At 72.3% G+C, this 14,091-nt stretch carries 8 protein-coding genes and 1 pseudogene; 5 read left to right on the plus strand and 4 right to left on the minus strand.

From position 1 onward, the window contains the following. Positions 1-61: 61 nt before the first annotated feature. The 4 genes and pseudogenes from AB0L65_RS39965 to AB0L65_RS39980 form a co-directional block, all read left to right on the plus strand. A pseudogene (locus AB0L65_RS39965) lies at positions 62-1,663 on the plus strand (GTP-binding protein); the annotation flags it as partial. A gap of 110 nt (positions 1,664-1,773) precedes the next feature. Continuing rightward, complete coding sequence (locus AB0L65_RS39970) at positions 1,774-1,983, plus strand: hypothetical protein (RefSeq protein ID WP_364256872.1); 210 nt, start codon at positions 1,774-1,776, stop codon at positions 1,981-1,983. 392 nt (positions 1,984-2,375) lie between these two features. Further along, entirely contained in the window at positions 2,376-5,480 is a 3,105-nt protein-coding gene (locus AB0L65_RS39975; RefSeq protein WP_364256783.1) for a PDZ domain-containing protein, read from the plus strand. Between the two features lie 157 nt (positions 5,481-5,637). Beyond that, entirely contained in the window at positions 5,638-6,951 is a 1,314-nt protein-coding gene (locus AB0L65_RS39980) for a glycosyltransferase family 4 protein (RefSeq protein WP_364256786.1), read from the plus strand. A 12-nt stretch (positions 6,952-6,963) separates the two neighbouring features. Here the strand turns inward: AB0L65_RS39980 and AB0L65_RS39985 are convergent, their stop codons facing one another. The 3 genes from AB0L65_RS39985 to wrbA all read right to left on the minus strand — a co-directional run bounded on the left by AB0L65_RS39985 (position 6,964) and on the right by wrbA (position 10,058). Then, positions 6,964-7,884 (minus strand): trypsin-like peptidase domain-containing protein, encoded by a 921-nt coding sequence (locus AB0L65_RS39985; RefSeq protein WP_364256788.1) that lies wholly within the window; start codon positions 7,882-7,884, stop codon positions 6,964-6,966. Positions 7,885-7,965: 81 nt separating this feature from the next. Next, on the minus strand, positions 7,966-9,402 hold the full coding sequence (locus tag AB0L65_RS39990) for an MFS transporter (protein WP_364256791.1): 1,437 nt from the start codon (positions 9,400-9,402) through the stop codon (positions 7,966-7,968). Further along, a complete protein-coding gene (gene wrbA, locus AB0L65_RS39995) occupies positions 9,399-10,058 on the minus strand; it encodes an NAD(P)H:quinone oxidoreductase (protein ID WP_364256794.1) in 660 nt (219 codons plus the stop codon). The genes AB0L65_RS39990 and wrbA overlap by 4 nt, the downstream gene beginning before the upstream one ends. A 79-nt stretch (positions 10,059-10,137) precedes the next feature. On the opposite strand from wrbA, the gene AB0L65_RS40000 reads away from it, so the two are divergent. After that, a complete protein-coding gene (locus AB0L65_RS40000; RefSeq protein WP_364256797.1) occupies positions 10,138-10,599 on the plus strand; it encodes a MarR family winged helix-turn-helix transcriptional regulator in 462 nt (153 codons plus the stop codon). A gap of 207 nt (positions 10,600-10,806) precedes the next feature. On the opposite strand, the gene AB0L65_RS40005 is transcribed toward AB0L65_RS40000, so the two are convergent. Further along, positions 10,807-13,896 (minus strand): AAA family ATPase, encoded by a 3,090-nt coding sequence (locus tag AB0L65_RS40005; RefSeq protein ID WP_364256800.1) that lies wholly within the window; start codon positions 13,894-13,896, stop codon positions 10,807-10,809. Positions 13,897-14,091 lie beyond the last annotated feature (195 nt).

The raw sequence follows: 14,091 nt of genomic DNA on the forward strand, positions 1-14,091 counted from the left end.
CGCGGGTGCCCCCGCCGCGATGGCAGGATGGCCCGGCAACCGTCCGCCGACGATCAGGAGCATGAGATGCGGTGCCTCGGAATCTCCCAGCGCCCCATTGGCACGAGAGTTCCCGAGGACTTCCAGCACCGTGCACATCCTGAACATCGGCATCCTCGCGCACGTAGACGCGGGCAAGACCTCCCTCACTGAGCGGCTGCTGTTCGAGACCGGGGTCATCGACCGGCTCGGCAGCGTGGACGAGGGCAGCACACAGACCGACTCCGGCGAGATCGAGCGCCGTCGCGGCATCACCATCCGCACGGCCGTCGCCTCCTTCAGCCTGGGCGACCTGCGGGTCAACCTGGTCGACACACCCGGCCACGCCGACTTCGTGGCCGAGGTGGAGCGTGCTCTCGGCGTGCTCGACGGCGCCGTGCTGGTGCTGTCGGCCGTCGAGGGCGTGCAGCCGCACACCCGGGTCCTGATGAAGACCCTGCGCCGGCTGCGCCTGCCCACGCTGATCTTCGTCAACAAGATCGACCGGGCCGGGGCCAGGGAGCGGGAGCTGCTGGCCGACATCCGGCGGCGGCTCTCGCCGTACTGCGTGGCCCTGAACACCGTGCGGCACCTCGGCTCCAAGGCGGCCGTCACCGCCGGCGTCGCCTCGCCCGAGGCGGCGGCCGAGGTGCTGGCCGAGCGGGACGATGGGCTGCTGGAGCTGCTCGTCGAGGGCAAGACGCCCGACTTCGGCCAGGTACGCGCGGCGCTGGCGCGGCAGTGCGCCGCCGGGCAGGCGCATCCGGTGCTGTTCGGCTCGGCGCTGACCGGGCAGGGCGTCGGCGAGCTGCTCGACGCCGTCCACCTGCTGCCCGCCGTGACCCAGCCGGCCGGGGACCCGGAGGAGGCGGCGCGGGCGACGGTGTTCGCGATCGAGCGCGCCCCGTCGGGGGAGAAGGTCGCCTACCTGCGGGTACGCGCGGGCGCGCTGCGAGCGCGCGAGCACCTCACCTTCCACCGGGGGCGGCACGCCTACGACGGCAGGCTGACCGCGCTGACCGTCGCGGGCTCTGCCGGGCGGCGACAGGCGGTGGCCGGGGACATCGTCAAGGTCTGGGGCGTGCCCGAGATCCGCGTCGGCGACCACCTGGGGGAGCCCGGGCCCGCGCACCAGGCCCATTTCACCCCGCCCAGCCTGGAGACCGTGGTCCGGCCCCGCGTCCCCGGACAGGAGCCGCGCCTGCACGCCGCGCTGCTCGCGCTGGCCGAGCAGGACCCGCTGATCGGCACCCGCACCCTGGCCGGCGGCGAGACCTCGGTCCTGCTGTACGGGGAGGTGCAGAAAGAGGTCATCGGCGAGACCCTGGCCAGGGACTTCGGCGTCGAGGCGCTCTTCGAGCCGAGCCGGCCCGTCTACTTCGAGCGCCCGTCGGGCACCGCGGAGGTCGTCGAGGAGATCCAGCGCCAGGGCCGCAACGAGTTCATGGCCACCGTGGGCCTGCGAGTCGATCCGGGGCCGAAGGGCTCCGGCGTCGGCTACCGGCTGGAGGTCGATCTGGGCTCGCTGCCGCTGTCGTACCACCGGGCCATCGAGGAGAGCGTGCGCCAGGCCCTGGGTGAGGGCCCGCACGGCTGGCCGGTCACCGACGTGCTCGTCACGGTGACCAGGACCGGCTACGCCCCGCCCCTCACGGTCGCGGCCGACTTCCGCGGCCGCGCCCGGGTCGTGCTCATGCGGGCGCTGCGCTGGCGGGCACCACCGTGTACGAGCCGTGCCACCGGTTCGAGCTGGAGGTGCCGCCGGAGACGTTCAGCGCGGTCACCGCCAGGCTCGCCGCACTGGGCGGTGAGCTCCACGACACCGGCAGGCGCGACGACACCTGGGTGCTGGAGGGTGAGATCCCGGCGGCCGCGGTGCACGAGGTCGAGCGGCGGCTGCCGGGGCTGTCGCACGGAGAAGGCGTCTGGTGGTCCGCGCCGGCGGGCGATCGACCGGTCCGATAGGTGGTATGTCGGGTTTCTTGGCGAGATGGGTATTAAGTGGCACAGTGCACCATTCCGGTGCGCATGTCCGTACAGGGGGGAATCCCATGGCAGACACGAAGAAGAAACCCGCCGCCAAGTCCGGCAAGTCGAAGAAGCAGGCCATCAAGACCAGCAGGCAGACCAAGGAGACGAAGCGGGAGACCCGCAAGTCGCCCTCCGGCGAGGAGTGACCCGGACGGGGCAGCGGTGGCCCGGCTGCCCGGGCCGACGACCAGGCGGTTGCGGGGGGAAGTTCTTGGCCGCCGGTCGGGACGATCCGGCAGCTGTGGCGAAATGTCTGACCCGGGTGATGTGATCTGACAGCCGGGGGCGCGCGCCCCCGGCTGTCGGCTCGACCAGGAGTGGCTCTCATGTCCGGCTACCTGCGCTTTCCCGCCGTCTTCCAGGACGTGGTCGTCTTCGCCGCCGAGGACGACCTGTGGATGGTGTCCGCCCAGGGCGGGCGGGCCTTCCGGCTGACCGCGGGGCTCGCCGAGGCGGGCTATCCGCGCATCTCTCCGCGCGGCGACCAGCTCGCGTTCGTCGGCCGCGAGGAGGGCCCGGAAGAGGTGTACGTCATGCCGTCCGACGGCGGCGCCGCCCGCCGGCTCACCTTCCACGGCGCGCGCTGCACGGTCACCGGCTGGGACCCCGAAGGGCGCATCCTGTACGCCAGCGACGCGGCCCAGCCGTTCGAGGCCCGCAAATGGCTGCACCGCGTCGCGCCAGGCGGGGTCCCCGAGCGGCTCCCGTACGGCCCGGCCAACTCGATCGCGTACGGGCCGGAAGGCATGATCGTGCTCGGCCGCAACACCGCCGACCCGGCGCGGTGGAAGCGCTACCGCGGCGGCACCGTCGGCGACCTGTGGATCGACCCAAGCGGCGACGGCGAGTTCCGGCGGCTGATCAGGCTGCCGGGAAACCTGGCCTCGCCCTGCTGGAGCGGCGGCCGGGTGTGCTTCATCTCCGACCACGAGGGCGTCGGCAACGTCTACTCGTGCACCCCCGACGGCCAGGACCTGCGCAAGCACACCCACCACGACGACTACTACGCGCGCAACCTGTCGGGCGACGGGCACCGGCTGGTCTACCACGCCGGCGCCGACCTCTACCTGCTCGACCCAGGCGAGCCGGCGCACCGGCTGGACGTGCAGCTGGCCAGCTCCAGGACGCAGCGCAACCGCAGGTTCGTCGACCCCGCCGACTACCTCGACGGCGCCACCCTCAGCCCCGACGGCAGCGCGCTGGCCGTCACCGCGCGCGGCAAGGCGTACGCGATGGCCGACTGGGAGGGGCCGGTCACCCAGCACGGCTCGCCCGACGGGGTCCGCTACCGGCTCCTGACCTGGCTCAACGACGGCACCCGGCTGATCGCGGCGGCCAGCGACGACCGCGACGAGGAGCGGCTGGTCGTCCTCGAAGGCCACGAGGGCGGCGGCGGCACGGAGGTGGCCAGGCTGGGGCGGATCACCGCGCTCGTCCCCGACCCGGTCCACGACCGGGTGGCCGTCGTCAACCACCGCCACGAGCTGCACCTGCTCGACCTGGTCACCGGGCGGCCGGCGCTGGTGGAGGCCAACCCGCACGGCTCGCCCGAGGACCCGGCCTGGTCGCACGACGGGCGGTGGCTGGCGTACTCGAGCCCGCTCAACGCGCAGTCCAGCGCGATCAAGCTGCACCACCCCGAGACCGGGCGGACGCTGCAGGCCACGGAGCCGGTGCTGCAGGACTCGATGCCGGCGTTCGACCCGCAGGGCCGCTACCTCTACTTCATCGGCCAGCGCACCTTCTCGCCGGTCTACGACCAGCTCCAGTTCGACCTGGGATTCCCGCTGGGCACGCGCCCGTACGCGGTGGCGCTGCGGGCGGACGCGCCCGACCCGTTCATGCCCCTGCAACGGCCCCTGGGGGAGGACGAGGAGGACGGCGACGAGCCGGAGCCGCTGCGCGTCGACGTCGACGGGCTGACCCGGCGCGTCACCCAGTTCCCGCTGCCCGAGGGCCGCTACGAGAAGGTGGCCGGGCTCAAGGGCAAGGCGCTGATCCTGACCAGCCCGCTCGAAGGCGAGAGCTCGCTGCACCTGTTCGACTTCGCCAAGGGCAAGAAGGTGCACTTCGCCGACGGCGTCACCGACTTCGAGCTGGGCCGCGACCACAAGACGCTGCTCTACCGCGCGGACTCCAGGCTGCGGGTGGTCAAGGCGAACGAGGCGCCCGAGGACGAGGAGGCGCCGGGGCGGGAGAGCGGGTGGATCGACCTGTCGCGGATCAAGGTGTCGGTCTGCCCGGAGGCGGAGTGGCGGCAGATGTTCCGGGAGGCGTGGCGGCTGCAGCTGGAGAACTTCTGGAGCGAGGACATGGCGGGCGTCGACTGGCCGGCCGTCTACGACCGCTACCGGCCGCTGGTGGAGCGGGTCACGACCCGGGGCGAGTTCTCCGACCTGCTGTGGGAGCTGCACGGCGAGCTCGCCACCAGCCACGCCTTCGAGAGCGGCGGCGAATACCGTCCCGGGCCCGACTACACGCAGGGCAAGCTGGGCGTCGACTGGGACTACCGCGACGGCGTCTACCACATCCGCTCCATCGTGACCGGTGACCCGTGGGATCCGGAGGCGACCTCGCCGCTGAACCGGCTCGGTGTCGACGTACGTACGGGTGACGCGGTCCTGGCCATCAACGGCGCTCCCATAGGCGAGGCCGCGACCCCGAACGAGCGCCTGGTCAACCAGGCCGGCGAGGAGGTCGAGCTGACGCTGCGGCGGGAGGACCAGGTGTGCACCGTCACCGTGCGCGCCATCTCCGACGAGCGGCCGGCCCGCTACCGCGACTGGGTCAACCTCAACCGCGCCGAGTGCCACCAGCGCTCCGGCGGCCGGGTGGGCTACCTGCACGTGCCCGACATGGGGCCCGACGGGTTCGGGGAGTTCCACCGCGGGCTCCTGGCCGAGTACGACCGGCAGGCGCTCATCGTGGACGTGCGCTTCAACGGCGGCGGCAGCGTGTCGGCGCTGCTGCTGGAGAAGCTGGCCAGGCGGCGGCTCGGCTACGACTATCCGCGGTGGGGCGACCCGGAGCCGTACCCGCCGGAGTCGCCGCGTGGGCCGCTGGTGGCGATCACCAACGAGTGGGCGGGCTCCGACGGCGACATCTTCAGCCACACCTTCAAGGTGCTGAAGCTGGGGCCGCTGGTCGGCAAGCGCACCTGGGGCGGCGTCATCGGCATCTGGCCGCGCCACCAGCTCGCCGACGGCACGGTGACGACGCAGCCGGAGTTCTCCTTCGCCTTCGACGACGTCGGCTGGCAGGTCGAGAACTACGGCACCGATCCCGACATCGAGGTCGACATCACTCCGCAGGACTATGCCAGGGGCGTGGACACGCAGCTCGAGCGGGCCATCGACGTCGCGCTGGAGCTGCTGGCCGAGCGTCCGCCGCACACTCCCGATCTCCGGCATCGGCCGCGCATGCAACCTTAGTGAGGTAACAGGCGTCTAAGGATCATAGGTGGGGAAAGCGCATAGGGGATGAACACGTGCACTCCGCCGAAGCGAGACAATAGGCCGGTGGCGAGATTCCTCGTCGCCGGCCATGTGTGTTGAGACTTCTTCCGGGTGACAAAGGGGGATCTGTCAGGTGCGCGCATTGGCACGCAAGGGCAAGTCGGCGGTGCGCCGACTGTATCGGGGGTACAACCGGCGCAAGACGCTCAACGCGCCGCCGCCTTCGACGCGGAAGGTCCGCATTCTGCTGCTGCACGCGTACGGGATGGGGGGCACGATCCGGACCGTGTTCAACCTGGCCAGCTACCTGGCCAAGGAGCACGACGTCGAGATCGTGAGCATCCTGAAGGAGGCCGAGGAGCCGTTCTTCCCCATTGACCCGCGGGTGAAGTTCCGTTTCCTCGACGACCGGATCAACCCCAGCGCCGACCCGCTGCGCGCGATGCTGTCGAAGATGCCGAGCCGGATCATCCCCAAGGAGGAGTCGGCCTACCACCGCTTCAACCTGTGGACCGACCTGAAGCTCGCCCGCTACGTCCGCTCGCTCGACACCGGCGTGCTGATGGCCACCCGTCCCGGTCTCAACCTGGCGGTGGCCCAGCTGGCGCTGCCCAACGTCATCACGATCGGGCAGGAGCACGTGGCGCTCCGCACCCAGGCCGAGCCGATGCAGGAGCTCATCAAGTGGCGCTACCGCCGCCTCGACGCCCTGGTCACGCTCACCAAGGCCGACCTGCGCGACTATCGTGAGACGTTGCCGAAGAAGCCGAAGAAGCTGACCCGCATCCCCAACGCCGTGCCGCCGATGACGGGCGGCATCTCCAAGCTGGACGCCAAGGTCGCCATCGCGGTCGGCCGGATGACGCGCATCAAGGGCTTCCACCGGCTCATCACCGCCTGGGAGACGGTCGCCGCCGCCCATCCCGACTGGACGCTGCGCATCTTCGGCGCGGGGCCGCAGGAGGAGAACCTCGCCCAGCAGATCGCGGAGGCGGGGCTGCAGGGCAAGGTCGAGCTGCCCGGACCCACGTCCGACGTGGGGGCCGAGTTGGAGAAGGCGTCCGTCTTCGTGCTCAGCTCGCGTCACGAGGGTTTCCCGATGACGATCCTGGAGGCGATGGGCAAGGGGCTGGCGATCGTCAGCTTCAACAGCCCGCACGGCCCCAAGGAGATGATCACGGACGAGGTCGACGGACTGCTGGTGAAGCCGCGGACCAACGCCAACCTGGCGTCCTCGATCATCCGGGTGATCGAGGACGAGCAGCTGAGGCGCGACCTGGCGGCGGGGGCGCTGGAGACGGCGCTCACGTACGACGTGGACGCGGTGGGGGAGAAGTGGGACGCGCTCCTCGACGAGCTCCTGGCCCGCCGCAACGGCACCTACGTCCGCCCCCAACCCGCCGCGGCCTCTCCCGCCCCCGGGCCGGACGCCCCGCCTTCTGCCTGAGGCGGCGCGGGCTCAGACGCCGGAGCCGGTGAGTTCCACCGGCTCCGCGATGACATCGACCAGCGCGCCGTTCCGATAGACGGTGATCGGTAACGGCTGCCCGATGGCGTCGGCGAACATCAGCCGCTGCAGGCTCTGCGCGTCCCCCACCGGGTTGCGCCCCGCGCTCAGCACCAGGTCGCCGGAGCGCAACCCGGCCCGGTGGGCGGGCGAACCCGGCACCACCTCCACCACGCGCAGCGCCCCCGCCTGCCCGGTCCGCCGCCGCAGCACGTCGGGCAGCGGCGCGGGCGAGGTCACCAGCCCCAGGAACGCCCGCCGTACCCGCCCGTCCCTGATCAGGGCGGCGATGATGGATCGGGTCGTGGCGTTCATGGGCACGGCGAGCCCCACCCCCACGCCGGCCACCGCCGTGTTGATCCCGACCACCCGCGCCTGCGAGTCGGCCAGCGCGCCGCCGGAGTTGCCCGGGTTGAGCGCGGCGTCGGTCTGGATGACGTCCTCGATGAGCCGTACGGCCGACCCGCTGCGCGCGGGCAACGACCGTCCGAGCCCCGACACCACCCCCGCCGTCACCGATCCGGTCAGGCCGAGCGGATTGCCCACGGCCACGACGAGCTGTCCCACGACCAGCTCGTCGCTGTCGCCGAGCGTGGCCGGCGGCGGCGTGGCCGTCTGCGCCCTGATCACCGCCAGATCCGACAGCGGATCCCGGCCCACCACGATGAAGTCCCCCGAGCTCCCGTCGGCGAAGGCCACGGTGCCGTCCCGGGAGTTGCCGATCACGTGCGCGTTGGTCAGCAGGAACCCGTCGGCGGTGAACACCACCGCGGACCCGCTACCCTGGCCGGCCCGCACGCTGGCCACCTTCGGCAGCAACTCGGCCGCCACGGACGAGACGACGCGCGAGTAAGCGTCGAGTGGATCCGCCATCGTGCACTCCTTTGCTTACAGGATTACACGTTAACTCCACATTCGCCCGCGCGCATTCCAGGCGCTCAAGCATGCGGATCTCTATCCCCTGCGCCGGTGCCGCGGCAGCAGCAGGCTGACCATCGCGATGGCCAGGCCGAGCCCGGCTGCCATGAGGAAGACCAGGTCGTAGCCGGCGGCGAGGGCGTCGACCGGGGAACTCCCGGCGGCCTCCGACGCGGCGGCCCTGGTGCCGGCGGCTGTCGCGAGCACCGCCAGCCCGATCGATCCCCCTGCCTGACTGGCGGTGTTGGCCAGGCCGCCGACGATCCCCGCGTCGCCCTCGGGAACGTCGGCGGTCGCCACCGCCATGAGGGTGGGGAAGGTCAGCCCGATGCCGACCGCGATGAGCAGGGTGGGGCCGAGCACGCCGGTGACGTACCCGCTGTCGGCGTGGCCCAGGGAGAGCCAGCCGAAACCGGCCAGGAAGCAGGCGCTGCCGGCCGTCACGAGGGGGCGCACACCCGTTCGCGGCAGCAGGGCGGCGGCCCATCGCGCGATCACCATGAACGTCACCGCCGCGGGTGTCTGCCCGAGCCCGGCCTGAAGCGCGCTGAAGCCGAGGACGTTCTGCAGGAACAGCGACGAGAAGTACCACATCGCGATGGCGATCCCACCGAACAGCAGCAGCATGCCGTTCCCGACGGCCACCCCCCGGATCCTGAACAGCCGCAGCGGCACCATCGGCTGGCCGGCGAAACGCGCCTCCACCACGACGAAGACGCCGAGCAGGAGCAGACCCGCCACCACCGGCCCGGCGACCGGCGCGGACGTCCAGCCATGGTCGGCGCTCTGCATGACGCCGTAGATCAGCGCCGCCAGCCCCGCCGTCCCCGTGGCCGCGCCTACGAGGTCGAGCGATCCCCGCCGGCCGGGTCTCGTTCCGGCCAGCGACATCATCGCCACCACGATCAGCACCGCGCCGATCGGCAGGTTGATGAGGAAGACCCACCGCCACGACAGGCCGGTGGTGATGGCGCCGCCCGCGAGCGCGCCGACCATCCCGCCCACGCCGCCCGAGGCGGACCACGCGCCGAACGCCTTGGCGCGCGCGTTCGGCTCGGTGAAGGAGGTGTTGATCACGGCCAGCGTCGCCGGGGCCATCATGGCGGCCCCGATGCCCTGCGCGACCCGGGCCGCCACCAGGACCTCCGGCGTGGTCGCCAGGCCGCCGGCCAGACTCGCGACGGAGAACGACAACAGCCCGGCGACCAGCATCCGGCGCGGTCCGAACAGGTCGGCGGCACGGCCCCCCAGCAGCATGAAACCGGCGAAGCTGAGCAGATATCCGTTCACCACCCAGGCCAGTCCGGTCGCGGTGAAACCGAGTTCTTCGCGGACCGAGGGCAGGGCGACGTTCACGATGGACGCGTCCAGGATGACCATGAACTGGCTGGCGCACGCCAGCGCCAGGACCAACCAGGGGAGGCCGGCGTACGGCCTGGCCCGCTGGGACGCGTTACTGGTGGTATTTGTCATGACCCGCTGCTCACACTCGTCGCGGCCACGCTTTCGCGTGCGGCGGCGTGTTCGTCCCCCAGCAGCCGGATCGTGATCCGGGCCAACCGCCGCCCCTGGTACCTGGCCGCTTCCAGCACCGCGCCGTCCGGCCCGGATCCGGTGGGGCCGGTCACCAGAGACGTGCCGTACGGGTTGCCGCCGGCGCCGTACACGACCGGATCGGTGAACCCGGGCGGCACGATCAGCGCCCCCCAGTGGTAGAAGACGTTGCTCAGGGACAAGATCGTGGCCTCGCTGCCGCCGTGCCGGTTGAACGCCGAGGTGAAGGCCGTCACCGGCTTGTCCGCCAGCACGCCTTCGCGCCACAGCCCGCCGGCCTGGTCGATGAACTGCTTGAGCTGCGCGGCCGGCGCCCCGAACCGGGTCGGCGTCCCGAACGCGAACGCATCCGCCCACGCCAGGTCCTCCACCGACGCCTGGGCGATCGACGTGGCGGCGTCGGCGTGCCGTCGCCACCGCGGGTCCTGGTCGATCGCGCTGTCAGGCGCCAACTCGGCCACCCGCCGCAGCCGTACCTCGGCCCCGGCCGAGGTGGCACCCTCGGCGACGGCCTGCGCGAGCGCGTACACGCTGCCTGTCGCGCTGTAGTAGATGACGGCGACCTTCACGGTCATGCCCGGCTCCTCGCTGTCGTGTTAAGATTAGTTATGCAGATAACTATTATCCGCATAACTAATCTGTCAAGGAGCGCCCATGGACTTCGAGCAAGCCGACGCCCTCAACCAGGCCATCCGCCTGCTGAGTCTGCGCCACCGGGCCAGGGCCGCGGCGCTGCTCGCCCCGCTCGGCCTGCACCCGGGTCAGGAGGCGCTCCTGCTCGAGCTCGACCGGACCGGCCCGAGGATCCAGGCCGAGCTCAGCGAGGCGCTCGGCTGCGAACCGCCCAGCGTCACACTCATGACCCGCAAGCTCGAAGCCTCCGGCCACATCCGCCGCAAGCCCGCCCCCTCCGACAGGCGCGCCAGCATCGTCGAGCTCACCGACAGCGGCCAAGCTCTGGCCGACCAGGTCAAGCAGCTCTGGTGCGCCCTGGCGGAGGAGACCGTGACCGGCCTGCCCGCCGAGACGGTGGCGGAACTACCCGGCATCCTCAACACCTTGACCGGCAACGTGGACACCAGAGCCCACCGCCACGGCCGCCGCCCCGGGCGGTAACCGGCTCAGCCGGCGCTTCAGGCGGGATGTGCTCACGTCTGAGCTCATGTTCCCGTCGGCGAACCGCTCGTCGAAGGCGAACCGCCGGACGCCCGCGCAGGCCGTCCGGCTCCAGGGAGTGTGTCGCGGTCTCCTCGGCGCCGTACTCCAGCAACGCGACGGTGGGCTGCGGGCAGCGGGCGCCGCATCATCGGCAGGCCGACTTACCTACCCATATGGCACCACGAGCTGGGCCAGCTCCACGCGGTGAGTCACTCCCAGCTTCGGGTACGCCTTGTACAGATGGTGACCGACTGTACGGGGGCTGAGGAACAGCCGGGCCGCGATCTCTCGATTGCTCATGCCCGCCGCCGCCAGCCGTACCACCTGAAGCTCCTGGGGCGTGAGCCGGGCGAGCGGGTCGAGGGCCCGGGGGTGGGCCGAGGGCCGCTCGCCCAGGGCGGACAACTCCGCGCGGGCCCGGCTCGCCCACGTCCGGGCACCGAGCCGCTCGAAGGCGGCCAGAGCGTCCGCCAGTTGGTCCTTCGCTTCGGTGTGGCGGCGATGCCGGTGCAGCCATTCCCCGTACGCCAGCCGGGTCCTGGCCTCGTCGTACCGGCGGGGGTCGCGCTCGTGCAGTTCCAGCGCGGCCGTGAAGTGCCCGGCGGCGGCGTCCTCGTCGGCCAGCAGCGCCACGCAGCGGCGGGCCAGCGCGATCGCGTGCGGCCGGCCGGTCTGCTCGGCCCAGTCGGACAGGGCGGGCAGATGGCGGGCCGCCTGCTCGGGGAGCCCGGCACGTACGGCCGCCTCGACGTGATCGGGTACGGCCCTGATGAGGAAGTCGTGCTGGGCCGGGCCGCCGCACACCTCGTCCAGCCGAGCCGTGGCCTCGTCGAACCGGCCGCCGGCCAGGTGGAGCAGGCCGAGCGCCCACGAGGCCGGCGCGGCGTCGGTGGGGTGCCTGGTGCGGTGCTCCAGTACGCCGGCGGCCAGCGAACGGCACGAGATCTCGTCTCCACCGACCGCGGCCAGCCATGCGGCGATCGCGTTCAGCACGACGACCTGCAGGTCCTGGCCGAGGTCGGTGGCCAGGGAGAGGGCCTCGGTCACGCCGGCGTCGGCGTCCATGAACCGGCCGCGCAGCAGCTGGACGATCGCCAGGGGTTCGAGAGCGTACGTCAGCCGGCCCACCTCGCCCTGCTCCCGTACGTCGGCGACCAGCGACTCCAGCACCTCCGTGGCGATCTCGTCCTCGGCCACCAGCATCCCGGCGAACCCGGCGATGAGCCGCTCCACGAACCCGCCGGCCTTGCCCTGCCTGGCGGCCCCGGCCAGCTCGCGCATGGGTGGCACGCCCACGTCGGGCCGGCCGTCGTACAGGTGCCGGAACCCGATGAGTCCCCCTACGACCGGTGCTCCGGGTTCGACGGTCTCCAGGAGGGCGGCGCACTGGCGTACCAGGTCGTGGTCGCCGGCGTCGCGGGCGTACCAGACGGCTTCGGTGAGGATCGACACGGCCCGCTCGGGGTCGGTGGCGGCGATGGAGGTGGCACCGTCCACCGCCAGGGCGGCGGCGACGGCGGGCGAGCCGCGCTCGTACTCGACCTGGGCGCGGATCCACGCCGCCTCGGCCGTCAGCGATGGGTCACGAAGTGGGCGCGCAGGCCGGTCGGCAGGTTGCGGAAACCGGCCGGCCGGCCCAGCGCCGTGGTCGGCCACTCCCAAGGCCCGGTCGACCGGGTCAACGCCGCGGTCGGGTAGCCCCAGGGCCAAGTCGTCCGGGCCGGCATTGCGGTCGGGCAGCCCCGGAGCTCGGTCGGGCAGCCCAGCGCTGTGGTCGGTCAGCCCCAGGGCCGGGTCGGCCGACCCAGCATTGCGGTTGGTCAGTCCCAGGGCCCGATCGACCGAGCCGGCGGCCCGGTCGGGCATCCCTGCGGCCTGGTCGGCCAGTTCGACGGCGCGATCGGGGAGGCCCGCTTCGTGGGCGGCGCGGGCGGCGGCGATCAGCCGCCACACCCGGCGCGTCTCGTCGGTGCTGAGCTGGGCGGCGCGTTCGAACGCGCTCATCATCGCGGTCACCCCGCCCCGTCGGCCGGCCCGGCGGGCGGCCCGCTCCAACTCGGCGGCGACCTCCTCGTCCGGACCCGGGGTGGCGGCGGCCAGGTGCCAGGCGCGGCGGTCGGGGTCGTACTCGCCGTCGAGCGCCCGTGCGAACGCCTCGTGGACCTGGACCCGCCCGGCGTGCGGGGCGACCTGGTAGGCGGCGGCCCGGATCAGCGGATGCCGGAAGGTCACACTGCCGCCCGGCGCCAGCCCGACCAGCCGGGCCCGTTCGGCGGGCTCCAGGTCGGCCGCGGAGACGCCGAGCAGCGTGCCGACCCGCAGGATCATCTGCAGGCTGCCCGTGTCGTCGGCCGCGGCGATCAGCAACAGCAGCCGCGTCGCCGCGGGCAGGCCGGCGATCTGCGCCTGGAAGGCATCCTGGACGTGGCCCGCGACGGGCGGCGGCCCGGTGGGCGGCGGGACAGCGTGCGGCGGCGGCGTGGGGCGGCCGTTGCCCTGCACGGCGTTGAGCATGGTGGCCAGCTCGATCACGGCGAGCGGGTTGCCGCGCGACTCGGCGAGCACGCGCTCGCGCAGCGGCCCGGTCAGGCCGCGCGCGTGCGCGTCGAGCAGCGACGTGACGCTCTCCTGGTCCAGGGTGGAGAGCCGGAGCACGTCCAGTCCCGGCACGGGCGTGGCGAAAGACATCGACGCCCAGTCGTCGGCGCGAGGGGCGGGGCGGATGCAGGGCCCCTGCTGGCGTGGCGGAGCGTCCCCGTCCCCGCTCCTGGCCGCGAAGATCATCGCGATGGGGTCGGCGTGCAGCCGCCGGGCGGCGAACAGCAGCGCGTCCAAGGACGCCCGGTCGAACCACTGGGTGTCATCGATCAGGCACACCAGAGGGCCGTCGCCGCTCAGCTCCGACAGCAGCGACAGGGTCGCCGCGCCGATCAGGAACCGGTCGCCGACCGCCGCATCGTCCATCCCGAACGCTGCCTGTAGCATCGCCGCCTGCGGGCCGGGCAGCGTGCCGAGCCGGTCGAGGTACGGATGCAGCAGCAGGCGCAGCCCCGCAAAGGGCAGTTCGGCCTCCGACTCGATGCCGACGCCACGCAGCACCCGCAGATCGGCCGCCGCGGCGGCGGCATGGTCGAGCAGCACGGTCTTGCCGATCCCGGTCTCACCCGTGATCAACAGCGCTCCTCGGCGGCCCGCACGGGCGCTCGCGAGCAGGTCGTCGATCCGGGCCCGCTCGGCGATCCGCCCCAGAACCATGCGGAAACAGTAACCCACACCACTCTCGGAACGATCTCTCCACGCGGACGTGTCCCCGGAGCGGCACAAAGGGGCCAGCTGTCCGGCAAGCCCAGCGCCGATCGAGGCCCGCGGATCATGAGTCGGCTCGGTTAGGTGTCGCCGAGTGTTGTTTGTATCGCTGCGGCTGGGATTCTCCCCGCCGTCCTGCTGTAT

The sequence above is a fragment of the Nonomuraea sp. NPDC052116 genome, from assembly GCF_040680035.1.
GTDB classification, from domain to species: Bacteria; Actinomycetota; Actinomycetes; order Streptosporangiales; family Streptosporangiaceae; genus Nonomuraea; species Nonomuraea angiospora_A.

What these genes read in the sequence shown, in the direction of transcription:
- AB0L65_RS39975 (WP_364256783.1), top strand. Translation starts at nt 2,376, where the DNA reads ATGTCCGGCTACCTGCGCTTTCCCGCCGTCTTCCAGGACGTGGTCGTC.
- AB0L65_RS40005 (WP_364256800.1), bottom strand. Translation starts at nt 13,896, where the DNA reads ATGGTTCTGGGGCGGATCGCCGAGCGGGCCCGGATCGACGACCTGCTC.
- AB0L65_RS39985 (WP_364256788.1), bottom strand. Translation starts at nt 7,884, where the DNA reads ATGGCGGATCCACTCGACGCTTACTCGCGCGTCGTCTCGTCCGTGGCG.
- AB0L65_RS40000 (WP_364256797.1), top strand. Translation starts at nt 10,138, where the DNA reads ATGGACTTCGAGCAAGCCGACGCCCTCAACCAGGCCATCCGCCTGCTG.
- AB0L65_RS39990 (WP_364256791.1), bottom strand. Translation starts at nt 9,402, where the DNA reads ATGACAAATACCACCAGTAACGCGTCCCAGCGGGCCAGGCCGTACGCC.
- wrbA (WP_364256794.1), bottom strand. Translation starts at nt 10,058, where the DNA reads ATGACCGTGAAGGTCGCCGTCATCTACTACAGCGCGACAGGCAGCGTG.